Origin of the sequence: Chromobacterium alkanivorans, assembly GCF_016937655.1 — a bacterium.
Lineage (GTDB): Bacteria > Pseudomonadota > Gammaproteobacteria > Burkholderiales > Chromobacteriaceae > Chromobacterium > Chromobacterium alkanivorans.
Genome location: NZ_JAFHKL010000003.1, coordinates 390,947 through 413,337, shown reverse-complemented (window position 1 = coordinate 413,337; position 22,391 = coordinate 390,947). Strand labels below are relative to the sequence as shown.

General features: G+C 67.2%; 20 protein-coding genes. 13 read left to right on the top strand and 7 right to left on the bottom strand.

What is annotated here, in order from left to right; all coding sequences use genetic code 11:
* The first annotated feature begins 41 nt into the window (after window positions 1–41).
* Window positions 42–659, top strand: a complete 618-nt coding sequence (locus JW897_RS07685) for a nitroreductase family protein (protein WP_205465708.1) — start codon at window positions 42–44, stop codon at window positions 657–659.
* Window positions 660–870: 211 nt separating this feature from the next.
* Here JW897_RS07685 and JW897_RS07680 read toward each other — a convergent pair whose 3' ends face one another.
* Window positions 871–1,269: a MerR family transcriptional regulator gene (locus JW897_RS07680; RefSeq protein ID WP_048414573.1), complete on the bottom strand. Its 399-nt coding sequence runs from the start codon at window positions 1,267–1,269 to the stop codon at window positions 871–873.
* Window positions 1,270–1,414: 145 nt separating this feature from the next.
* Between JW897_RS07680 and JW897_RS07675 the strand changes: the two genes are divergently transcribed.
* Entirely contained in the window at window positions 1,415–3,103 is a 1,689-nt protein-coding gene (locus JW897_RS07675) for an AMP-binding protein (RefSeq protein ID WP_205465707.1), read from the top strand.
* Between the two features lie 93 nt (window positions 3,104–3,196).
* Window positions 3,197–3,868, top strand: a complete 672-nt coding sequence (locus tag JW897_RS24500) for a UPF0149 family protein (RefSeq protein ID WP_048414571.1) — start codon at window positions 3,197–3,199, stop codon at window positions 3,866–3,868.
* Window positions 3,869–3,956: 88 nt separating this feature from the next.
* Here JW897_RS24500 and JW897_RS07665 read toward each other — a convergent pair whose 3' ends face one another.
* From JW897_RS07665 to JW897_RS07650, 4 genes are all read right to left on the bottom strand, one after another.
* The gene (locus tag JW897_RS07665; protein WP_156187871.1) at window positions 3,957–4,379 is read right to left on the bottom strand and encodes a hypothetical protein; all 423 of its coding nucleotides are present in this window, start codon (window positions 4,377–4,379) and stop codon (window positions 3,957–3,959) included.
* A gap of 587 nt (window positions 4,380–4,966) precedes the next feature.
* Window positions 4,967–6,067: an N-ethylmaleimide reductase gene (gene nemA, locus JW897_RS07660; RefSeq protein ID WP_048414569.1), complete on the bottom strand. Its 1,101-nt coding sequence runs from the start codon at window positions 6,065–6,067 to the stop codon at window positions 4,967–4,969.
* 43 nt (window positions 6,068–6,110) lie between these two features.
* Window positions 6,111–6,851, bottom strand: coding sequence for an NADPH-dependent oxidoreductase (locus JW897_RS07655; protein ID WP_048414568.1), 741 nt, complete (start codon window positions 6,849–6,851; stop codon window positions 6,111–6,113).
* Between the two features lie 90 nt (window positions 6,852–6,941).
* The gene (locus JW897_RS07650; protein WP_048414567.1) at window positions 6,942–7,538 is read right to left on the bottom strand and encodes a TetR/AcrR family transcriptional regulator; all 597 of its coding nucleotides are present in this window, start codon (window positions 7,536–7,538) and stop codon (window positions 6,942–6,944) included.
* Between the two features lie 210 nt (window positions 7,539–7,748).
* Between JW897_RS07650 and JW897_RS07645 the strand changes: the two genes are divergently transcribed.
* From JW897_RS07645 to JW897_RS07630, 4 genes are all read left to right on the top strand, one after another.
* Window positions 7,749–8,591 (top strand): ChaN family lipoprotein, encoded by an 843-nt coding sequence (locus tag JW897_RS07645; protein ID WP_205465706.1) that lies wholly within the window; start codon window positions 7,749–7,751, stop codon window positions 8,589–8,591.
* 96 nt (window positions 8,592–8,687) lie between these two features.
* Window positions 8,688–9,446, top strand: a complete 759-nt coding sequence (gene exbB, locus JW897_RS07640) for a tonB-system energizer ExbB (RefSeq protein WP_240352113.1) — start codon at window positions 8,688–8,690, stop codon at window positions 9,444–9,446.
* Entirely contained in the window at window positions 9,447–9,866 is a 420-nt protein-coding gene (gene exbD, locus JW897_RS07635) for a TonB system transport protein ExbD (RefSeq protein ID WP_205465705.1), read from the top strand.
* Between the two features lies 1 nt (window position 9,867).
* On the top strand, window positions 9,868–10,635 hold the full coding sequence (locus JW897_RS07630) for an energy transducer TonB (RefSeq protein ID WP_205465704.1): 768 nt from the start codon (window positions 9,868–9,870) through the stop codon (window positions 10,633–10,635).
* On the opposite strand, the gene JW897_RS24495 is transcribed toward JW897_RS07630, so the two are convergent.
* The gene (locus tag JW897_RS24495) at window positions 10,632–10,754 is read right to left on the bottom strand and encodes a hypothetical protein (RefSeq protein ID WP_255360656.1); all 123 of its coding nucleotides are present in this window, start codon (window positions 10,752–10,754) and stop codon (window positions 10,632–10,634) included. The genes JW897_RS07630 and JW897_RS24495 overlap by 4 nt on opposite strands.
* Before the next feature lie 17 nt (window positions 10,755–10,771).
* Here JW897_RS24495 and JW897_RS07625 point away from each other — a divergent pair, with 17 nt between their 5' ends.
* The 4 genes from JW897_RS07625 (at window position 10,772) to JW897_RS07610 (ending at window position 17,115) form a co-directional block, all read left to right on the top strand.
* Complete coding sequence (locus tag JW897_RS07625) at window positions 10,772–12,901, top strand: S9 family peptidase (protein WP_205465703.1); 2,130 nt, start codon at window positions 10,772–10,774, stop codon at window positions 12,899–12,901.
* A 165-nt stretch (window positions 12,902–13,066) separates the two neighbouring features.
* Window positions 13,067–15,322: a TonB-dependent receptor domain-containing protein gene (locus tag JW897_RS07620; protein ID WP_205465702.1), complete on the top strand. Its 2,256-nt coding sequence runs from the start codon at window positions 13,067–13,069 to the stop codon at window positions 15,320–15,322.
* Window positions 15,323–15,544: 222 nt separating this feature from the next.
* On the top strand, window positions 15,545–16,393 hold the full coding sequence (locus JW897_RS07615; RefSeq protein ID WP_082159012.1) for a 5'-nucleotidase, lipoprotein e(P4) family: 849 nt from the start codon (window positions 15,545–15,547) through the stop codon (window positions 16,391–16,393).
* 155 nt (window positions 16,394–16,548) lie between these two features.
* Window positions 16,549–17,115, top strand: a complete 567-nt coding sequence (locus JW897_RS07610; protein ID WP_205465701.1) for a MarR family winged helix-turn-helix transcriptional regulator — start codon at window positions 16,549–16,551, stop codon at window positions 17,113–17,115.
* 10 nt (window positions 17,116–17,125) lie between these two features.
* On the opposite strand, the gene JW897_RS07605 is transcribed toward JW897_RS07610, so the two are convergent.
* Window positions 17,126–17,605 (bottom strand): VOC family protein, encoded by a 480-nt coding sequence (locus tag JW897_RS07605; RefSeq protein WP_205465700.1) that lies wholly within the window; start codon window positions 17,603–17,605, stop codon window positions 17,126–17,128.
* Window positions 17,606–17,904: 299 nt separating this feature from the next.
* Here JW897_RS07605 and pgaA point away from each other — a divergent pair, with 299 nt between their 5' ends.
* A complete protein-coding gene (gene pgaA, locus JW897_RS07600; protein WP_205465699.1) occupies window positions 17,905–20,328 on the top strand; it encodes a poly-beta-1,6 N-acetyl-D-glucosamine export porin PgaA in 2,424 nt (807 codons plus the stop codon).
* Window positions 20,328–22,286: a poly-beta-1,6-N-acetyl-D-glucosamine N-deacetylase PgaB gene (pgaB, locus tag JW897_RS07595; RefSeq protein ID WP_205465698.1), complete on the top strand. Its 1,959-nt coding sequence runs from the start codon at window positions 20,328–20,330 to the stop codon at window positions 22,284–22,286. The genes pgaA and pgaB overlap by 1 nt, the downstream gene beginning before the upstream one ends.
* Window positions 22,287–22,391 lie beyond the last annotated feature (105 nt).

Genomic DNA, 22,391 nt, shown 5'->3' with positions numbered 1-22,391 from the left:
AATGGAATCAATCAGAAGAAATCACTCAAAGGAATCTGTTCATGAAGAGCGCTTTGCAAAACCTGTTGGAAAACCGCGTGTCGGCCAATCATTTCGATCCCGCTCATGTGTTGGCGGACGCGGAGATCGAGCAATTGCTGAACGCCGCCACCCGCGCGCCGTCGGCCTACCATTTGCAGAACTGGAAGTTCGTCGCGGTGCGCAGCGCCGGGGCCAAGCGTCGTTTGCAGGCGGCCAGCTACGGCCAGCAAAAAGTGGCGGACGCGGCGGTGACCTTTATCTGCTGCGGCACGCTGAACGCGCATCGCGGGCTGGAGGCGTCGCTGCGGCCGGCGGTGGAGGCCGGCATTCTGCCGCCGGAGGTCAGCGACAGTTGGCAGCGCGCGGCGGAGAGCGCGCACCGGGACGACGCGCGCGCGCAGCGCGACGAGGCGATCCGTTCCGCCTCATTGGCGACGATGGTCTTGCTGCTGGCGGCGGAGGAGCGCGGCCTGGCCAGTTGCGCGATGGGCGGTTTCGACGCGGCCGCGGTGGCGCGGGAGTTTGGCCTGACCGCGGACGAGTTGCCGGTGATGCTGGTGACGGTGGGGCGGGCGGCGGGCGGCAATTGGCCGCAGAAGCCGCGCCGGCCGGTGGCCGAGGTGATGGTGTTGGCTTGATGGTCTGCTTGATCGTGAACCGGCTCAATGTCCGCCGCATTCGCGCAGGCGGGGTTTTGAACCGGTTCGCCGCTATCGGAACGTGTTTGCGATCTCGCGAGCTAAGGCGAAAACGGCTGAGAAAGCGGAATGTACAAGTGGTACATGAGCATTTCGAAGTGGTACTCACCGTGTCACGCGTCACGACGCGCAGCAGATTGTAAACAGGTTCTCAGGCGCTGCGCGCGGCCGGCGGCTGCGCCAGCACCGTGCGGCAGTGGCTTTCCAGGCGGGTGATTTCTTCCAGCACCGCGTCGATGTCGCGGCGTTGTTCTTCCAGCTGGCGGCGGCGTTCCAGCACCAGATCCAGCAATTTCTGCGACTGGCCGGCCTCGTCGTGGGCCTGTTCGTACAGGTCCAGGATTTCGCGGATGTCGGACAGCGACAGGCCGATGCGCTTGCCGCGCAGAATCAGCTTGAGCCGGGCGCGGTCGCGGCGGTTGAATACCCGCTGGCGGCCGTCGCGCTGTGGTTCTATCAGGCCCTGTTCCTCGTAGAAGCGGATGGTGCGCAGGGTGACGTCGAAATCGCGCGCCAGGTCGGAGATGCTGAAGAATTCGGGTTCGGTCATAGTGTGTTCCAGGGCAAGCGGCGATTGTAGCTTTTTTTTAACGCGTTCTCAGCCCTAGCATGATTTACGTTTACGTAATCGTCAACTTGTGGGATGAATGAAAAAAACAAGACCAATACGTACCGTCCACCAGGAGAGAGATGAGATGACCCTGCCCAGCTATGTCCACGGCGCCAGCCCGCAACCCTTGATCGGCCAGACCATAGGCCAGTTGTTCGACCAGACCTGTCGCGAGCACGCCCGCCGCGAGGCGCTGGTGGTGCGCCACCAGCAGATACGCTGGAGCTACGAGGAACTGCGCGAGCAGGTGGACCGGCTGGCCTGCGGCCTGATCCGGCTGGGGCTCAAGCCCGGCGACCGCATCGGCATCTGGTCGCAGAACAACGCCGAATGGGCGCTGACCCAGTTCGCCACCGCCAAGGCCGGCCTGATCATGGTCAACATCAATCCGGCCTACCGCCGCTCCGAGCTGGAATACGCGCTGAGCAAGGTGGGCTGCCGCGCGCTGATCCTGTCGCCCAGCTTCAAGAGCAGCGACTACCTGGCGATGGCGGCGGACCTGCTGCCGGAGCTGGCCGCCTGCGAGCCGGGCCGGCTCAAGTCCGCCGCCATGCCGCAGCTGGAGATGGTGATCCGCCTGGGGCAGCAGCGCACGCCGGGCATGCTCAATTTCGCCGACCTGATGGCCGCGCCGTCGGCGGAGGAGAAGGCGGGCCTGCAAGCGCTGGGAGAGGCGCTGCAGTTCGACGACGTGATCAATATCCAGTTCACCTCCGGCACCACCGGCAGCCCCAAGGGCGCCACGCTCACCCATCACAATATTCTGAACAACGCCTACTTCGCCGGCGCGGCGATGGCCTTCGGCCCGGACGACCGGCTGTGCATTCCGGTGCCGCTCTACCACTGCTTCGGCATGGTGCTGGGCACCTTGCTGTGCCTGACTCATGGCGCGACCATGGTGTTTCCGGCGGAGAGCTTCGACGCGCAAGAGGTGCTGCGCGCGGTGCAGGAGGAGGGCTGCACCGGCCTGCACGGGGTGCCGACGATGTTCATCTCGGTGCTGGACCGGCCGGATTTTTCCGACTACGACGTGTCCACGCTGCGCACCGGCATCATGGCCGGCAGCCCGTGTCCTATCGAAGTGATGAAGCGGGTGACCAGCCAGCTCAATATGAGCCAGGTGACCATAGGTTACGGCATGACCGAGACCAGCCCGCTGAGCTTCCAGAGCGCCACCGACACGCCGCTAGACAAGCGCGTGGCCACGGTGGGGAGCATCCACCCGCATGTGGAGGTGAAGATAGTGGACGTGGAAGGGCGCATCGTGCCGCGCGGCCAGAGCGGCGAGTTGTGCACGCGCGGCTATTCGGTGATGCCCGGCTATTGGGGCGACCCGGCCAAAACCGCCGAGGCGATAGACGCCGCCGGCTGGATGCGCACTGGCGACTTGGCGGAGATGGACGCCGACGGCTATGTCAACATCGTCGGCCGGGTCAAGGACATGGTGATCCGCGGCGGCGAGAACATCTATCCGCGCGAGGTGGAAGAATTCCTCTATAGGCACCCCAAAATCCAGGAGGTACAGGTGATCGGGGTGCCGGACGAGCGTTTCGGCGAGGAGTTGTGCGCGTGGGTCCGGCTGCGCGACGGCGAAAGCGCCAGCGCGGACGATATCCGTGCTTTTTGCCAGGGGCAGATCGCGCATTACAAGATTCCGCGCTACATCGAATTCGTCGATAGTTTCCCGATGACCATCACCGGCAAGATCCAGAAGTTCGTGATGCGGGAGAAAATGAAGGAGAAGCTGAGTTTGGCGGAAGGCAACACTGCCTGACCCGACTCAAACAATGGGTGCAAAAGCCCCGGCTTGCCGGGGCTTTTTGGCTTACAATGCCGCCAGACCGATCTTTAAGCTGAGGAATCCACCATGACTACCGTATTCAACGACGCCGATTTGCTGCGTCTGGAAAACCTGCTGACCCCCTTGTCCGCCAGCGGCAGCACCATGCGCCCGGACGAGGTGCAGGGCTTTTTCGCCGCGCTGGCGTGCGGTCCGGACGCGGTGGACGCTGATTTCTGGCTGGAAGAAGTGCTGGGCGACGCCCCGGCCTTTGAGAACGCGGACGATGCGGCCGAGCTGAAAACCCTGCTGCAGAAGCTGTACGACGCCACCGCCGCCGCGCTGGCGAATGGCGAGGAACTGGACCTGATCCTGTACGCGGAAGACGACAGCGATAGCGACGAGCCGGATTACTGGCCGTGGGCCAACGCCTTCCTCTACGCGCTGGACGTGGTGGACACAGACTGGTTCGAAGTGGCCGACGAGGACGAGGGCTTCGAAAGCCTGATGATGCCGATGCTGGTGTTGGGCGGCGCTTTCGAGCAAGAGGACGGCGAAGATCTGCTGACCTTCAGCGACGAGGAAGTCGAAGGCTACAAGGAAGAAATGCTGGAAGCGCTGGCCGCGGTTCACACCTACTGGCGCGCCAAGGAGCAGGCGCCCAGCACCGTGCGCCGCGACGGCGACAAAGTGGGCCGCAACGACGTCTGCCCGTGCGGCAGCGGCAAGAAGTACAAGGCCTGCTGCGGCCGTAACTGATTCCGGCGCTCGGCGCGGAACCCAAAAAAAGGAAGCCTTGCGGCTTCCTTTTTTTCATGGCGGCGCGCCGCGGCGCTTGCTGAAATTGTTAAGTACCGGGCGCGGCGACGGGCTTTAACGCGCGTTCGGCGGCCTCCCGGGCGTTGAGCCGGTCTATGTAGTCGAACACGTCCAGCAGCGAGGTGGTCAGCGCCAGCACTTGCTCAAGCAGGCTGAAGAAGCCTTCCCAATAGCCTTTGGCGGCGCTGTCGTCGCTGAAGTCTATGTCCGCGGCGATTTGGGCGAGCAGGTTTCGCAGCCCGTCGTCGGGATTGTCCTGCAGATACTTGATGAAATGTCCTGCGAATTCGCGGCCCAGCAAATGCGCGGCGTGTTGGTCGTCTATCGGCGGAACTTGCCAGCAATGGACGCCGCGCCGGTTGGTCGCGTTGGCTGCAAACGGCAATTCCGCGCGGGACGTCGGGTCCGGGTCTGGACGGTAATGGCGGCGGGATGGGGTTTTGATCGACATGATCACCTCCGTGTAGCGGTTTTTCATTGCCACCCCCACGGCCAAGCGGAGGTGGCAGACCGAACAGGGTTGGCCGACCGGACTACACGACTCCGGCACACCCGTTAAGGTGTCCCCACCCGGCCCGCCATTGTGAGCGCGCACGAGTGCAGCGATCCAAACGCAAGACTCAAGCGCTTGTTCGCAGTGTAGTTCGCCGGACGGCCAAGTCCGGTGCCGCGAGGAACGGCACGGCAGCGATTGTGCACAGCTGCCCGCTGCCCGGTCAAGGCGCAGGCCGGGCGTAAAAAGCCCGTCAATGCTCGCTTACGCGGCCGGTATCGGCTGAGGGCGGAAAATAGCCGGCCGGCAAGCCCGGATGGGTGCGGCAATGAAAAAGCGGCGCGCTCCCCGGGGAGGGGAGACGCGCCGCGAGCTTGAGGCTGGCTGTAGGCTTAGAACGTGTTTACGATCTCGCGAGCTAAGGCGAGACAAGGCGTTGCGGCTGAGAAAGCGGAATGTACGCGTGGTACATGAGCATTTCGAAGCGGGTTTCAACGCCCTTGTCCAACCATCCCGCCGACGCGCAGCAGCTCGTAAACAGGTTCTTAGGTGTTCATCGCCGGGTAGTCGGTGTAACCGCGCGCGTCGCCGCCGTAGAAGGTGGCCGGGTCCGGCGGGTTCAGCGGCGCGCCGCTTTGCAGGCGCTCGGCCAGGTCCGGATTGGCGATATAGCTGCGGCCGAAGGCGGCGGCGTCGATATAACCTTTGCGGATCAGGGTTTCGGCCTTGTCGGCGTCATAGGCGCCGGCGCCTATGATCACGCCCGGGTAGCGCTGGCGCAGCGCCTGGCGGAAGCCCTCGTCCAGCACCGGGCCGCCGGCCCAGTCCGGTTCGGAAATGTGCAGGAAGGCCAGTTTGCGCTTGGCCAGTTCCTCGGCCAGGTAGAGCGCCATCTCCAATTGGTCGGTGTTGGAGATGCCGTTGAAGACGCCCAGCGGCGAGATGCGGATGCCCACGTGGTCGGCGTCCCATTCCGACACCACCGCGTCCACCACTTCCAGCAGGAAGCGCGCGCGGTTTTGCACGCTGCCGCCGTATTCGTCGGTGCGGACATTGGCTTGCGGCGACAGGAACTGGTCCAGCAGATAGCCGTGGGCGCCGTGGATTTCCACCAGGTCGAAGCCGGCGCGGCGCGCGTTGTCGGTGGCGCGGCGGTAGTCTTCCAGAATGTCGGCCAGCTCGGACACTTCCAGCGCGCGCGGGGTGTCGCACTGCTCGCGCACCAGGCTGCCGTCGGCGGCGCGGATATTGGTGCGGCTGTCGGCCTGGATCGCCGACGGCCCCACCGGCGCTTCGCCGTCCGGCTGCAGCGAGCGGTGGGAGATGCGGCCGGTGTGCCACAGCTGCAGCGCCGTCAGCCCGCCCTTGGCGTGGACCGCGGCGTTGACCTTGGTCCAGGCCTCCACCTGCGCCTCGCTGTAGATGCCCGGCGCGCCGGCGTAGCCCTTGGCGGTGGGGGAGATGTGGGTGCCTTCGGCCACGATCAGGCCGGCGCCGGCGCGCTGGGCGTAATAGGTTTCCGCCAGCGCGGTGGGCACGTCGCCCGGCTCGGTGTTGCGCAGCCGGGTCAGCGGCGCCATCGCCACGCGGTTTTTCAGGGTCACGGCGCCTACGCGCAGCGGGGTGAACAGTTTGTCGACTTGCATTGCGGTTTCCTTGGCTCTAAGCGGGAGAAAGTGGGAGGCGCGATCACAGATCGAAGCCGAAACCCTGTTTGCGCGCCACCGGCGCGACCTGCGGGAAATACACGTTGCGGTAGTACTGCGCGGTGTTGGCGGACCAGGGCTGGCCGTCGGCGCGCTGTATGCTTTTCCAGTAATCCATGATGGCGGCGTCGTACTGCGCGATCATCGCAGGCAGTTCCGCCGCCTGGTAGCGCTCGCGATGCACGAAGCTGGCGCGCGGCAGTCGCGGCTTGACCGCGCTGTCCTGATCGGCGTAGCCCAGCACCACGCCCACCAGCGGGAAGGTCAGCTCCGGCAGTTCCAGCAGCTCCACCATGGCTTGCGGATCGCGGCGGATGCCGCCGATGGGCACCACGCTGAGGCCGGCGGAACGAGCCGCGGTCATGAGGTTGCCCAGCGCGATGCCGGCGTCCACCGCGCCGACAGCGAAGGCTTCCACGCTATTGTGTATCACTTGCTCGGCGCCGGCCTTTTCCACGCCGATCCGGGTTTTGTAGAAGTCCGGAACAATGGCGACAAAGACCGGCGCCTGGGCGATCCACGGCTGGCCGCCGGCGATCTCCGCGATCTTGCGGCGGCGTTCCGCGTCCTGCACCACCACCAGCGTCACTTGCTGGCCGTTGATGGAGGTGGGGCCTTTCCAGGCGGCGTCCAGCACCGCGTCCAGCACTTCGGCGGGAATGGGCTTGTCCTGGTAGCTGCGCACGCTGCGGTGCTCTTGCATCAGTTCCAGCGTTGAATTCATGATTCAGACTCCTTAAAGTAGACCAGTCGTCTAGTTGTAATGTCAAAATAACCCGCTCCGGGGAGCGGGCGGGGGCGCGGCCTTTTAAGGCTAGGGCGCGCGCAGAATCTGTTGCGTGTGCGCCATCGCCGCCAGCAGCGGCGCGCGCGAATGCTGGGTCTTGAACAGCAGCGCGCTGCCCACCCACAGGCTGTACAGCGCGCTGGCGGTCTCGTCCGGCAGCAGGGCGGCGTCCAGCGAGCCTTCCTGCTGGCCGCGGCGGATGCAGGCGGCCAGATTGCGCACCACGAAGCCCATGCCTTCGGCCAGCGCCTCGCGCATCGGCTCGGACAGGTCGGACACCTCGGCCGCCAGCTTCACCGCCAGGCAACAGCGCTGCGGCTGATCGCAACGGTGGGTTTCCAGCCAGCCGTCGAAATAATGCAGCAGGCAATCGCGGGCGCTGCCGGCGTCCTTGGACAGAAAGTTAACCAGCCTGCCGTCGTATTTCTCGAAATAACGGCGCAGCAGTTCCACGCCATAACCTTCCTTGCTGCGGAAGTAATGGTAGAACGAACCCTTGGGCACGCCGGCCGCGCCGAGGATTTCCGCCAGGCCCACGGCGGAGAAGCTCTTGCCGAGGATGATGGCTTCGCCGGTGGCCAGCAGGTGTTCGCGAGTGTCTGAAAACTGGTTGGGACGTGACATGGGCTGAAGTCTACTAGACCGGTCGTCTAGTTTCAAGAAATTTATCGCGCCTCGCGCGAAGCGTCGCGGCCGCGATACTTCCGCGACGCGTCCGAAGGCTACGCGGCGGGCCAGCGGCAATGCCTTTAGCATGGCAAGTATTGATAATAAGAATCAATTGCAACTAAAATGCCGGGTTTTACGCCAAGCGCCGCTGCGAGAGGAAGCCGTATGAAATCAATCTGGAAGCTGTTGGGCATCGTCCTGCTGAGCGGCTGCGCCGCCCTGTCGCAGGAGGCCGATCCGGCCGGCGATCCGCCCGGCCGCATCGTGGACCTGCGCAGCGGCGAAGCGCTGCAGCCGGCGCAATTGCTGCAACGGCTGGCGCCGGCGCCGCGCTTGCTGGTGGGGGAAAAGCACGACAACCGCGAACACCACCGCATCGAGCGTTGGCTGGCGGCGGAGTTGGCGGCGCGCCGGCCGCAGGGCAGCGTGTTGCTGGAAATGCTGACGCCGTCGCAGCAGGCCAAGGTGGAGCAGACCCAGGCCGGGCTGCGCGCCGGCCAGCCGCTGTCCGGCAAGGCGCTGGCGCAGGCGGTGGACTGGCAGCCGGGCTGGCCGTGGCCCTTGTACGGCGGCCTGGCCGAGCATTTGCTGCGCGCGCCTTACCCCTTGCTGGCGGCCAATCTGGACAAGAACGAGATGCAGGCGGTGTACCGCAGCCAGGTGCAGCTGCCGGGCAAGTTCTCCACGCGGCCGGAGGTGCGCGCCAAGCTGAGCGATCTGATCCGCGAGGAGCACGGTGGGCAGGTCAAGGCCGAGCACCTGGCCTCGATGCTGGCGGTGCAGCAGGCGCGCGACCGGCGCATGGCGGAACGGCTGCTGGCCGCGCCGGCGCCGGCCATGCTGATCGCCGGCGCCTATCACGCCGCCGCCGACATCGGCGTGCCGCTGCATGTGCGCGATGTGCGGCCGCAAGCGCCGCTGCAGGTGCTGATCCTGGCGGAAGAGGGCATGAAGCTGGACGCGCGCCAGGGCGATTACGCCTGGTTCGTCGCGCCGGCCCGGCACTGAGAGGGTTGCGTCAAAATTTGATAATGATTCTCATTACGTATAATATTTCCAACTCAAACAAATAAACCTTCGCTGGAATTTCCGATGATGAACACCATGAAACGAGCGGCTGCCGGCTGCGCGCTGGCAGGCGCGTGCTGGCCGCTGACGGCGCTGGCGGAAGCCGGCGCGGCCTTGCCGGCCGACCTGAGCGCGCTGGGCATGTACCGCGCCGCCGATCCGGTGGTGAAGACCGTGATCCTGGGCCTGTTGCTGGCGGCGCTGGCCTGCTGGGTGGTGCTGCTGGTCAAGGGCGCGGCGCTGTGGCGCGCCGGCCGCGCGACCGGCCGCGCGCTCAGCCTGCTGGGCGAGGCCGCCACCTTGAGCGAAGCCCGCGCCGGCAGCGCCGGGCTGCCGGCGCACGAGCCGGCCCGCGGCTTGCTGGCCGAGGCCGACGCCGAGCTGCGGCTGTCCGCGGCCGGCGCGCCGCGCGACAGCGTGCAGGCGCGCGTGGGCTTCCGGCTGGAACAGTGGCAGGCGGAGCAGGGGCGGCGTCTGGCCGCCGGCATCGGTCTGCTGGCCACCATAGGCGCGGTGGCGCCCTTCGTCGGCCTGTTCGGCACCGTGTGGGGCATCATGAACAGCTTCGTCGGCATCGCCCGCAGCGGCAGCAGCTCGCTGGCCACCGTGGCCCCGGGCATCGCCGAGGCCTTGCTCGCCACCGCCATCGGCCTGGTGGCCGCCATCCCCGCCGTGGTGATCTACAACCTGTTCAGCCGCGCGCTGGCGCGGCAGAAGGGCCGCAGCCAGCAGGCGGCCGGCCTGGCGCTGCTGCTGCTCAGCCGCGAGCTGGACGCGCGCGCGGAGACCGCTTGAATGGCCGGCGGTTTTCCCGTCCGCCAGGACGACGAGCTGGCGGAGCTGTCCGACATCAACGTCACGCCCTTCATCGACGTGATGCTGGTGCTGCTGATCATCTTCATGGTGGTGGCGCCGCTGTCCACCGTGGACACCCGGGTCGAACTGCCGGCCTCCAGCGCGCGCCAGCAGCCGCGGCCGGACAAACCCCTCTACCTGACGATGAGCCAGGACCGTTCCTTGCTGCTGGGCAAGCAGCCGGTGACGCTGGCGGAACTGGCCGGGCGGCTGGACCGCGACAGCGGCGGCCGCCGCGACACCCCGCTGTTTTTCCAGGCCGACCGCCAGGCGCGCTACGAAGACGTGATGGCGGTGATGGACGCTTTGCGCGAGGCCGGCTATCTGAGCGTCGGCCTGGTCGCCCGCGAGGGAGGCTGAGATGGCCGTAGCCGCATGGGACCGCCCGCCGCAGCCGCTGGCCAGCTGGGGCAACGCCTGCCTGCTGACGCTGGGCGCGCCGCTGTTGGCGCTGCGCCTGTACTTGTCCGTCGCCGAGCCGGTTTCGGCTCCGGCCGCGCCGGCCGCGGTGATGCGGGTTTGGGCCGCGGAGGTCAGCGCCGCGCCGTCCAGCCGGCCGCTGCCCACCGGCGCGCAGCAAAGCCTGGCCGCCGCCGCCAGCCGTCCCAAGGCCGCGCGCCGTCCGGAGCCGCTGCCCAAGCTGGCCGAAGCGGAAGCGCCGCGCCTGCTGGCGGCGCGGCGAAGCCGGGAACAGCCGGCGGACAAGGCCGAGGCGCGGGACAGCGAGCAGACCTCGCAATCCGCGCTGGCCGCCAGCAGCAGCGCCGCGCCGCGCGCCGACGCCGGCGACGCGACCGCCGCGCCGTTCAATAGCGAGGGCGCCGCGCGCGCGATGAAGCAGAGCTGGGAGGGCCGGGTGCAAAGCCATCTGGCCCGCTTCCGCCGTTATCCGGAAGACGCCAGCCGCCGCCGCCGCGACGGGGTGGTGAAGATGAGCTTCGTCGTCGACGCCGACGGCCGGGTCTTGTCCAGCCAACAGCTGGCCGGCTCCGGCACCGCCTCGCTGGACCGGGAGGCCGCCGCCATGTTGCAACGCGCCCAGCCCTTGCCGGCGCCGCCGGCCGATTTGCTCAAGGGCGGCCGCGTCAGCGTCAGCCTGCCGATGCGTTTCGAGCTGAGCGAGATTTAGCCGTCCTTCACCGCGCCGCCGCGCTTGCGGAACGGCGGTGAGAGGCGCGCGCATTCCGTTTCGTCGGCGCCGTAGCGCCTACCCGTCTGGTTTTCCGCGCCGGCTTTGGCCGCGCGCATTCTGAATCGAGGTTCGCATGAAGTTGGATTCCCATCTGTCCGCGGCGGCGCTGGCCGGCGTTTTGCTGGCGTTCGCGCCGGCCGCGTCTGCGGAAGCGCCGCCGCAAGCCGAGCGCCGGCCGCAAAAGCTGGAAGCGCACGGCGACGTGCGCGTCGACGACTACGCCTGGCTGCGCGACGACAGCCGCAGCCGGCCCGAAGTGCTGGCCCATCTGCAGGCGGAAAACCGCTACGCCGAGGCCCAGCTGGCGGCCGCCGAGCCGCTGCGCCGCACGCTGCTGGCCGAGATGCGGGCGCGCGTCGGCGAGCGCGAAAGCTCGCTGCCCTTCGTCGACGGCGGCTGGCGCTATCGCGAAAGCTATGCGTCGGGCGGCCAGCAGCCGCGGCTGGAGCGCCAGCCCGCCGCCGGCGGCCGCTGGCAGCTGCTGCTGGACGGAGCCGAGCGCGCCGCCGGCCAGCGCTACTACCGCTTGGGCGCCTGGAGCGTGGCCGCCGGCCGGCCTATGCTGGCGGCGGCGGAAGACCTGGGCGCGCGCGGCGCGGCGCGGCTGTCGTTGCGCGACCTGTCCAGCGGCCGCTGGCTGCCGGAAACCCTGGAGCAGACCTCCGGCAGCCTGCAGTGGAGCGCCGACGGCGGCAGCCTGTTCTACGTCAAGCTGCACCCGCAAACCCTGCGCCCCTACCAGCTCTACCGCCACCAGCCCGGCCAGCCGCAGAGCCGGGACGCGCTGCTGTATCAGGAGGACGACGAGGCTTTCTCGCTGAACCTGTCCAACACCGCCTCGCGCCGCTATCTGCAATTGATCGCCAGCAGCGCGGACAGCTCGGAAACCTGGCTGCTGGACGCGCGCGCGCCGGACGCGCCGCCGCGGCGCTTCGCCGCGCGCCAGCCCGGCCGCGAATACTATCTGGATCACTACCGCGACCGTTTCTATCTGCGCTCCAACCACGCGGGCGGCCGCTTCGGCCTGTACCGCGCGGCGGCGCCGGGCGCGGACTGGGAGACGGTGCTGGCGCCGGACTCCAAGCGCGAACTGGACAGCTTCCAGCTGTTCCGCCGCTATCTGGTGGTCAAGGAGCGCGCCGACGGGCTGACCCGCATCCGCCGCATCGCCTGGCAGGGCGGCGGCGAGCGCAGTCTGGCTTTCCCGGACCCGAGCTACCGCGCCTGGCTGGCCTACAACCCGGACCCGGACAGCGGCCGCCTGCGTTACGGCTACTCCTCGATGAGCATGCCGACGTCCACCTATGAATGGGATATGGCCGGCGGCGGCAGCCGCCTGCTGCAGCGCAAGGCCGTCGCCGGCTATCGGGCGGGGGACTATCGCAGCGAGCGGCTCTGGCTGACGATGCGCGACGGCGTGCGCGCGCCGGTGTCACTGGTCTACCGCAAATCCTTGTTCCGAAAGGGCGCCAGCCCCTTGCTGGCCTACGGCTACGGCGCTTACGGCACCAGCATGGACGCCGCTTTCGGCAGCCAGCAGCTCAGCCTGCTGGACCGCGGCTTCGTGTTCGCCATCGTCCATGTGCGCGGCGGCGGCGAACTGGGCGAAGACTGGCACCGCCAGGGCAAGCTGGCGCTCAAGACCAACAGCTTCAACGATTTCGTCGACGCCGGCCGCGGCCTGCTGCGCCTAGGCTACGCCGCGCCCGGCCGCTTGTACGCGATGGGCGGCAGCGCCGGCGGCCTGCTGGTGGCCGCGGCGATGAACCAGGCGCCGGAACTGTTCCGCGCGGTGGTGGCGCAAGTGCCCTTCGTCGACGTGCTCTCCACCATGCAGGACCCGAGCCTGCCGCTGACCACCAGCGAATACGGCGAGTGGGGCAATCCGGAGCAGGCCGACGCCTACCGCTGGATCAAGGCTTACAGCCCTTACGACAATGTCGGCGCGCGGCGTTATCCGCATCTGCTGGTCAGCGCCGGCCTGCACGACGGCCAGGTGCCGTACTGGGAGCCGGCCAAATGGGTGGCCAAGCTGCGCGAGCGGCAATGGCCGGGCCAGCGCCTGCTGCTGTTCACCGACATGACGGCCGGCCATCGCGGCCAGTCCGGCCGCCTGAACCGGCTGGAGGCGGCGGCGCGCGATTACGCCTTCCTGCTGACGGTGGACGCCGAACCGCCGGTCCAGCCCCAAGCGCCGCTGTGAACCTGATCTTGACGTCCGTCGCCGGCAGCGCCGGCGGCGGCCTGGAGTTTTTCCCGATGCCCATTCCGCCCCAAGCCCGGCCGTTCCGCTCGCGGCTCTCCTGTTCCATGCCGTCCGTTTTCGCGCCTGACGCGGCGGACGGCGCCCACTGTGGAGAGTTTGCTTGTGAAAAAGAAAATGATGGTCCGGCTGGTCAGCGCCGCCCTGGCGGTGGCAGCCGCCCCGGCCGGCGCGGCGGAAAGCGTTGCCGGGCAGGGGAATGTTGAGTTCAAACCCTTGGTGGTGTCCGGAGACGCGCTGAGCGACGAGCAGCGCGCGCTGGAGAAACCCGGCGCGGTCAGCAGCCGCGGCGCGGACACCAAGCTGCAATCGCTGGACAGCATCCTGCGCGGGATTCCCGGCACCTATACCCAGATAGACCCCGGTCAGGGCGCGGTCAGCGTCAATATCCGCGGCCTGAGCGGCCTGGGCCGGGTCAACACCATGGTAGACGGCGTCAGCCAGAACTATTACGGCTCGGCGCCGTCCTCCTTGAGCCACGGCGCAGCGCCGTCAAGCTCCTTCGGCGCGCTGATCGATCCCAATTTCATTGTCGGCGTGGACGTCAACCGCGGCACTGGCGGCGGCGCCAGCGGCGTCAACGCGCTGGCGGGCAGCGCAAACTTCCGCACCCTGGGCGTGGACGACGTGATCTTGGACGGCCAACAACAGGGCGCGCGCCTCAAATACAGCGTGGGCAGCAACGGCCTGGGCCGCAGCGGCATGGTTGCCGGCGCCGCGCGGACGGAGTTTGCGCCCGGCGTGCGCTTGGGCCTGCTGGGCGCGATCAGCAGCAGTTCGATAGGCGGCAACTACCGCAACGCTCAGGGCGTGGACAGCGAGGCTTTCGGTTTCGGCTACGATGAGCACTTCACCCAGAACCCGCAGTCGCAGATGTTCAAGGCCAATCTGCGCGTAGGCGATGTCCACGAGGCGGAACTGTCGGCGCGGCGCTACCGCAACAACTTCGTGCGCCGAGACATCCAGAGCGACGACTTCTACCTGAAGTACAACTACACCCCGCATTCGGAATGGCTGGACTTTTCCGTGCTGGCCAGCCACGGCCGCGGCCGCCAGGCCTACCAGCGCAACTCGCTGTTCAGCTTCTACAACAGCAGCACCGATAACATCGGCGACGCGCTGGAAGCGCGCAACAGCAGCCGCTTCAGCCTGGCCGGCGGCGACGCCACGCTGAGCGTAGGCGGCAAGTGGATGCGCAACCGCTTTACCCGCAATGTGAACAGCATGGTGCAAAACACCGACGGCAACCCGGACGCCAACCAGCAGGCGATAGAAAACAATATCTTCGCGCCGGCCGGCCGCCAGGAAATCCGCAGCCTGTTCACCGGCCTGGAGTTCCGCCGCGGCATTTACACACTGCAGGCCGACCTCAACTACAGCCGCTTCGCGCTCAGCGGCCACAAGCCGGCTTGCGATCCGCGGGTGGAATGCTTCCCGCAAGGCGCGGCCGACATCAAGCTGGAAGAAAGCGCGCTGAATCCCTCGCTCTTGCTGTCCGCCGAGATCAAGCCCTGGTTCCAGCCCTTCGCCAGCTATGCGCGCACCATGCGCGGGCCGAATCCGCAAGAGGCCTTCTTCGCCAATTCCGGGGGCCAGTCGATGAATCCCTTCCTGAAAAGCGAGCGCGCCGAAACCTATCAGCTGGGCGTGACGTCGATGTTCCACGGCCTGCTGAGCGAGCGTGACACCCTGCGCACCAAGGCGCTGTTCTACCGCAGCCGCATCGCCGATTACATCTCCAGCCAGTCCTTCAATGTGTGCAAGGGCGGGCGTAAATGCACAGATGACGAGTATTGGACCAACGCCTCCGACGACTACATGGACGGCATGACCATCTACACCAATTCGCTGACCCCGGTGCGCACCCGCGGTTTCGAGCTGGAAGCGGAGTACGACGCCGGTTTCGCCTACGCGCGGCTGTCCTATAGCCGCGAGCACACCAGCCAGCCGACCTCCTTCGCCAGCGGCATGTTCTCCGTCGGCAATGTCAGTGAACTGCCGGACGAGTACTACACGCTGGACCTGGGCAGCCGCTGGCTGGACCGCAAGCTGGAAGTGGGCGCGCTGTTCAAGCGCGACGGCGCCAACCGCCGGCTGTCGCCGGACCAGTTGCAGGACCCTGACACCAGCGCCTACCTCAAGGAGGAGCGGAAGGCCAATCCGGTGATCATCGACCTTTACGCCAGCTATCGCGTCAACAAGCAATGGCTGATCCGCGCCGGCGTGCGCAACCTGACCAACCGCAGCTATTCCGAGCCGCTGAACACCTTGAATTCGCTTCCGTCGCAGTCGTCGGACATTTCGCCCAACAGCACGGCGCGCGGCCGCAGTTATATGCTGGCCGCCGAGCTGCGTTTTTAAGAACCCGCATACGATCTGCTGCGCGTTGGCGATACGGCGTTGAAACCCGCTTCGAAATGCTCATGTACCACTCGTACATTCCGCTTTCTCAGCCGCAACGCCTTGTCTCGCTCTGGCTCGCGAGATCATAAACAGGTTCAAAGCCAGGTCGTCTCAAGGTAGATTGTTCAGGTTCAGGCATGACCGGAACCTGGACAAGACCAAACGACAAAGGAGATCTCCATGAACAAGCTCAGTCGCGCCGCCATCGCCGCCTTGTGCGCGCTCAGCGTAGGACACGGCGCGCAGGCCGCCGAGGCGGAAAACCGCAACGGCCCGTCCGGCAACGGCGGCAACAATCTGTTGATCGCCGCGGCGGCCTGGAAACAGACCGCGGCGGAATACCGCGCGCTCTACCATCAGGCCTTCAACCTGGCGCGGATGCGGCTGGACCAGGCACTGGCCGCGCGCAAGCCCGGCGACAAGCCGCTGGCGGTGATTACCGACATCGACGACACCGTGCTCAACGCCGTCAATTACTGGGGCTATCTGATCCAGCAGAATCGGGATTTCTTCGACGACGCGATCTGGGACAAATGGATTCCGGAGAACAAGCTGACCGCGACGCCCGGCTCGCTGGACTTCTTCAACTACGCCAAAGCGCAGGGCGTGGAAGTGTTCTACGTCAGCAGCCGAGATCAGGGCGACAAGACCTATGAGTACGCGCTGGGCAATCTGCGCGCCGCCGGCTTTCCCTTCGTCGACGAAAAGCACGTGACCATTCTGCGCGACAGCTCCAACAAGGAGCCGCGGCAGAAGGAGATCGCCGCCCAGTACGAGGTGGTGGCGATGCTGGGAGACAATCTCAATGACTTTCAGCGCAAATACTACGTCAAGGACGTGGACGAGCGCGCGCGGCTGATGGAGGAGGACCGCGACTTGTTCGGCCGCAAATTCATCCTGATGCCCAATCCCACCGACGGCCACTGGATGCGCGCCATCTTCGGCGACTCCGAACCGCCGGCCACGGACCGCAATCGCGAGACCTTCAAGAAGGCGGCCAGCAAGTCCGCCTGGCAGCCGGCGCCCTGAGAACGTGTTTACGATCTAGCGAGCCTGGGCCCTGCGGGCGTTTGCTTCGCGCCGGGCCCGCCACTATGATAGCCGCGGGAGCGCCGCGCGCTGCCCTCGTTTCCGCGGTAGGCGAAGCCTGCCGCGGGTTTGACTCCTCATCTTGCCTTGAAGCCATGTCCGCCGACGCCACCGCCACCGTTTCCCCGTCCGATGCATCCGCCGCCGAGCGCGCGCTGGAGCCGGCCATCGCCCCTCACTTGCAATTGCTGGCGCATAGCGCCGGCGAGGAGGTGAGCCGGACCCACGCCAAGCTCGGCCTGCTGCTGTTGTGGTTGAGCGACGACGTGCTGGGCGCGGTGAACGCGGATTTGCAGGCGCTGGACGTGACCGAGAGCAAGCTGAACGTGTTGATGCTGTTTTCGCTGCAAGAGCAGGGCTGGTGGCGGAACGGGCCGTTGACCCCGTCGGCGATCGCCGACTATCTGGGCGTGACCCGCTCCACCGTCACCGGCCAGCTGGACTGGCTGGAACGGCGCGGCCTGCTGCAACGACAACTGCGCGACGAAGACCGCCGCAGCCTGGGGCTGAGCCTGACCGAGGCCGGCCGGGAACTGCTGCGGCAGGCGCTGCCGGGCTTCTGGCGCGCCTGCCAGCGCCTGACCGAGGCGCTGGACGAAAGCGAGTGCGCGGCGCTTTGGGCCTTGCTCGCCAAGGTGTGGAGTCGACTGAAAGCGGACTGAAGCCGCCTTCTCAGCGCGGCGCGCTGGGCTGGGCGCCGGTCGCCGCCAGCGTGTCGGCGCGGGCGCGATCGCTGGCTTTGCAGCGGCAATGGCCGATCTGATGCAGTTCTATCAGGTGGCCGGCCGGGTCGCGCAGGAACAACTGCGTCAATTCCGGCGCGGCGACGTTGGCCTGCCGCCAGTGGGCGATGCCTTGCCGCAGCAATTCCGCCTCCGCCTGGGCGATGTCCCGCACCGCCAGCGCCACGTGATTGTCCACCGGGTCCTGATCCGCGCCCTGCGCGTACGGCGACACGCCGTCGTTGCCCAGCAGGTGAATCTGGCAGTCGTTGCCCAGGTCCAGGAAAAATCCGGGCACTCCGGGGATGTGCCAGCGGCCGGCGTCGGCGTTCAGGCCCAGCACGTCGCGGTAAAACGCGCCCATGGCCTCAACCAGGTTCAGCGGCATGCGCAGGCCATGATGGTGCAATTCCAATACTTCGATAGCCATTAATTTGCTTCCTTAAAGTGGGGGGTGACGATAGAGGCGGCCGCCTGTCGCTATATAGTACGTTATACGTACTATACGTCAAGCGTATTTTTATTTGGGATAAACGCAAGCGTCAGCCAAGCCAGCAAGCCGCGCGTCAGCGGCTATATTGCCTTCATGCAATGCGGGTAGTTTTTCATGCGGATTATTTTAAATAACAAATTTAAATAGAAAAAAAATTTGCTATCTAATTGGATGGAATCTAATATCTGTTTAATGACTTGTAACTTGATGTTGATAGGGACCACGACGGGTCAAGCATGACGCGAAATCTATTCACCAGCCTGGCGGCTGGTTTCTTGTTGGCCGGCGGCGCGGCGGGCGCGGAGACGCCGGTCTGGAAACAGCCGGAGTACGCGGCGGCCATCGTCCAGGCCAGGGCGGGGCAGACCGCGCCGGCGCTGGCGCTGCTGGAGCGGGAGCGCGCGCGCGGTCCGCTGCCTGCGCCCTTGTTGGACGATTATCTGACCCTGCTGTGCTGGAGCGGGCGCGGCGCGGAAGCGCTGCGGCTGCTGCCCGGGCACGAGGCCGACATGTCGGCGGACACGCTGGCGCGGCTGGCGCGCGCGGCGCGCGACCAACGCGACGCGGCGGAGGCGGCGCGCATCTATCGCGTGTTGCTGGCGCGTCAGCCCGCGGCCGGCTATCGCGCCGGCCTGGCCATGGCCCAGGCCGAAGCCGGACAGGCCGCCGCCGCACTGGCCACGCTGGACGCCGCGCCGCCCGGCGCGCCGGCCGACGAACTGGAGCTGAGCCGCGCGCGCGCTTACGTCTTGCTGCAAAGCGGGGACCTGACCCAGGCGCTGGATTATCTGATCCGCGCGCGGACGCGCTTTCCCGGAGACCCGGAACTGGAACGCAGCTATCTGGGCTGCCTGTTGCGCCTGGGCGCGCCATGGCAGGCGGACCAGGCGTCCGTCGCGGATTCCCGGCTGGCATTGCAGATCGATTTCGACCGCGCGGCGACTTTGAGCCGTTGGGGACGCATTCAGGAAAGCCAGGACAGCGGGCCAGGCCGGCACGCGCAAACCGACGCGGCGCTGGAGCTCAACCAGGACATCGCGGCGCGGCCGGACGCCGCGCGGCCGCCGTTCGCCGCGCTGGCGGCGGACGACCGCGTGCAAATGCTGCAACAACGCGGCCTGTCCGCGCAGGCCATCGCCCTGGACCGGCAGCGCGTCGGCCAGGCGTGGTCGCCGTACGCCCGCGCGGCCTTGGCCGACGCCTATCTCAATCAGCGCCAGCCGCTGCGCGCCGAGGCGCTGTACCGCTCGGCGCTGCGCGACGCGCCGCAGGCGGACGAGGCCTTGGATTGGCGCATCGGCCTGGTCTACGCCCTGTTGGAGTCCGGCCGGCACGCGGCCTGCCGCCAGGAGCTGGCCGCACTGCAAGCCGCCACCCCCCGGCAGAAAACCGACCGCGCCAGCGGCCGACGCGTGTTCAACCCCGCGTTTCAGCGCGTGGCCTTGCTGGACGCGATGGTCACCGCTTATCAGGAGGACAGCCGCGGCGGCTGGGAGAAGATGGAGGCTTTGCTGGACGAGGCGTCGTTCAATCCCGAATTGCGCCAGAACCAGGGCAGCCTGGCGCTGATGCGCGGCTGGCCGCGGCTGGCGCGCGGCGTGTTCACCCGGTTGGGCGTGGACGAGCCGGACCAGCCGGAAGCGGCGGCCGCCGGCCTGGCCGGCGCCGCGCTGGACCTGCAGGAGCTGGACGAGGCGGACCGCCAACTGCGGCGGCTGAACGAACTGGACGTGGATAACGCCGGCGTGCGCCAGTTGCGGGAACGCGCCCGGCTGGAACGGCGGCCGGAGCTGGTGCTGGAGGGGAAGAAAGACCTGAGCGGCGGCCAGGGCGCGGGCGAACAGAACGCCTGGGAGAGCTCGGCGCGGCTGTATTCCTCGCCGTTCGGCCACTGGCGCTTGTTCGGCCTGCACCAATTGCAACGCGCCAGCTATGTGAACGAGACGACCTCTGCCCGTTACGAGGCGCTGGGCATGGGCGCGGAATGGCGCGGCGAGCAGGGGCGCGGCGAATTCGGCCTGACTGGCCAGATAGACGGCGGACGGCGCGGCGGCGCTTTCGCCGGCTACGACTGGACGCCGGACGACTATTGGACGCTGGGCGCGCGCTTCGAACTGAACAGCGCCGAAGCGCCGTTGAAAGGCCGGCTGGACGATGTGCGCGGCAACCGCGCGCAGCTGAGCCTGCAGTACCGCGCCGACGATTACCGCAGCTACGCCTTGCAAGCCGAGGCGCTGTCCCTGTCCGACGGCAATCTGCGTCGCGCGGTGTCCGCCAACTGGGACCAGCGCTGGGTCAGCGGCCCGCGCTACAAGCTCAACACCATCCTGACGCTGGCGGCCAGCGCCAACGACGCGGTGCCGTCCGCCCGCTACTTCAACCCGCGCGCCGACGGCGAAGCCTCGGTGACGGCGATGCAGGAGTGGAAGCTGTGGGGCGAGTACGAAACCACCTGGCACCAGCGCCTGGGGCTGACGCTGGGCAGCTACACCCAACGCGACTTCGGCGCCGGCGGCGTGTGGGGCCTGGTGCTGGAACAGGAGTGGCGCTGGGGCAGCCGCGGCAGCCTGCGCTACGGCTTCACCCGGGTGCGCCATCCCTATGACGGCAAGGCGGAAACCGGCAACAAGGTTTATCTCAATCTGGATTGGCGCTTCTGATGAAAATGAAACAATGGCTGGCGGCCCTGATGACGGCCTGCCTGTTGTGGAGCGGCTGGGCGCAAGCGGCGGCCGGGCGCTTGGTGATCCTGTGTTACCACGAGGTGGACAAGACCGACAGCGGCGCCTCGGACCCGTTCGCGGTGGACGCCCGCGCGCTGGTGAAACAGATGGAATGGATGCGGGGCCAGGGTTACCGCTTCGTCAGCCTGCAACAGGTGCTGGACGACCGCGCCGGCGGCAAGCCCTTGCCGGACAAGGCGGTGCTGCTGACTTTCGACGACGGCTATCGCAGCGTGTACACCAATGTCTATCCGGTGCTGAAGCTGTTCCAGGCGCCGGCGCTGATCGCGGTGGTGGGCAGCTGGCTGGAAGCGCCCGAGGGCAGCCGGGTCAGCTACGGCGACGGCGTGGCCGGGCGGAGCAAATTCCTGAGCTGGGAGCAGATCCGCGAAATGCGGGCCAGCGGCCTGGTGGAAGTGGCCAGCCACAGCTACGCCTCCCATCAGGGCGTGCTGGCCAACCCTCAGGGCAATCTGGAGCCGGCGCTGACCGCCCGCGCCTACCGCGCCGGCGGCTATGAAAGCGAGCCGGCCTACCTGGCGCGCATCCGCGACGATTTGCGCCGCAACAGCGCGCTGCTCAAGGCGCGGCTGGGCGTGGCACCCAGGGCGATGGTATGGCCCTACGGCAGCTACTCGCCGCAAGCGGCGCGGGTGGCGGCGCAGGAGGGCATGCCGGTGACCATGGGGCTGGGCGCGGGCATCAACGGCCGCGACACCCCGCTGGCCTCGCTGCGCCGGGTGCTGCTGGACGCCAATATGGACCTGGCCGATCTGGCCTATCAATTCAAGCAGCTGAACGGCTGGCCGGACGGCGTACGGCCGGAACCCAGCCGCATCATGCACGTGGACCTGGACTACATCTACGATCCGGACCCCAAGCGCCAGGACGAAAACCTGGGCCGCTTGCTGGACCGGGTCAAGGCCATGGGCGCGAGCACCGTTTATCTGCAGGCCTTCGCCGATCCCGACGGGGACGGCGTGGCGCAGGCGCTGTATTTCCCCAACCGCCACCTGCCGATGCGGGCCGACCTGTTCAATCGCGCCGCCTGGCAATTGCAGACCCGGGCCAACGTCAGGGTCTACGCCTGGATGCCGCTGTTGGGCTTCGCGCTGCCGGCCGGCCATCCGCTGGCCGGCGAACGGGTGCTGGCGGAGCAGGGCGGCGGCGCCCAGGCCAAGGTCCAGGGCTATGCGCGGCTGACTCCGTATTCGCCGCCGGTGCGCCAGCTGATCCGCGAGATTTACGAAGACCTGGCGCGCGGCTCGCGCTTCAGCGGCCTGTTGTTCCACGACGACGCCACCCTGTCCGACTTCGAAGACGCCGGCCCGGCGGCGCGGCTGGCGCGGCAAGGGCAGGGCCTGGCCGCCAACGTGGCCGAAGTGCGCGCCGATCCGGCGCAGATGGCGCGCTGGACGCGCGACAAAACCGCCTTGCTGGACGACTTCAGCATGGAGCTGGCGGCCGTGGTGCGCCAATACCAGCCGGACTTGCGCACCGCGCGCAACCTCTACGCCGAGGTGGTGCTCAACCCGGATTCGGAAACCTGGTTCGCCCAGTCCTTCGACAGCGCGCTGAACCGCTACGACCGGGTGGCGGTGATGGCGATGCCGTATATGGAAAACGCGGCCGACCCCAAGGCCTGGATGCGGCGGCTGTTCGACAAGGTGGCGGCCAAGCCGGGCGCGCTGGAAAAAACCGTGTTCGAACTGCAGGCGGTCGATTGGCGCAGCCGCAAGCCGATTCCCACCGCGGAACTGGCGGCCACGGTGCGCGAGCTCAACACCCTGGGCGCGCGGCATATCGCCTACTACCCGGACGACCTGTTCCACGACCAGCCCAGGCTGAAGGCGTTCAAGCGGGTGTTTTCGCTGACCGCGCATCCGGAAGAATGAAGGCCGGCGGCGGCGGTCAAGCGCCCGCGACAGGGCGCGCCGCGGCCGGAGGCGAGGTCCGTCGGCGAGGCGGCGGGACCGATAGACGATTGATGATCCATCGCA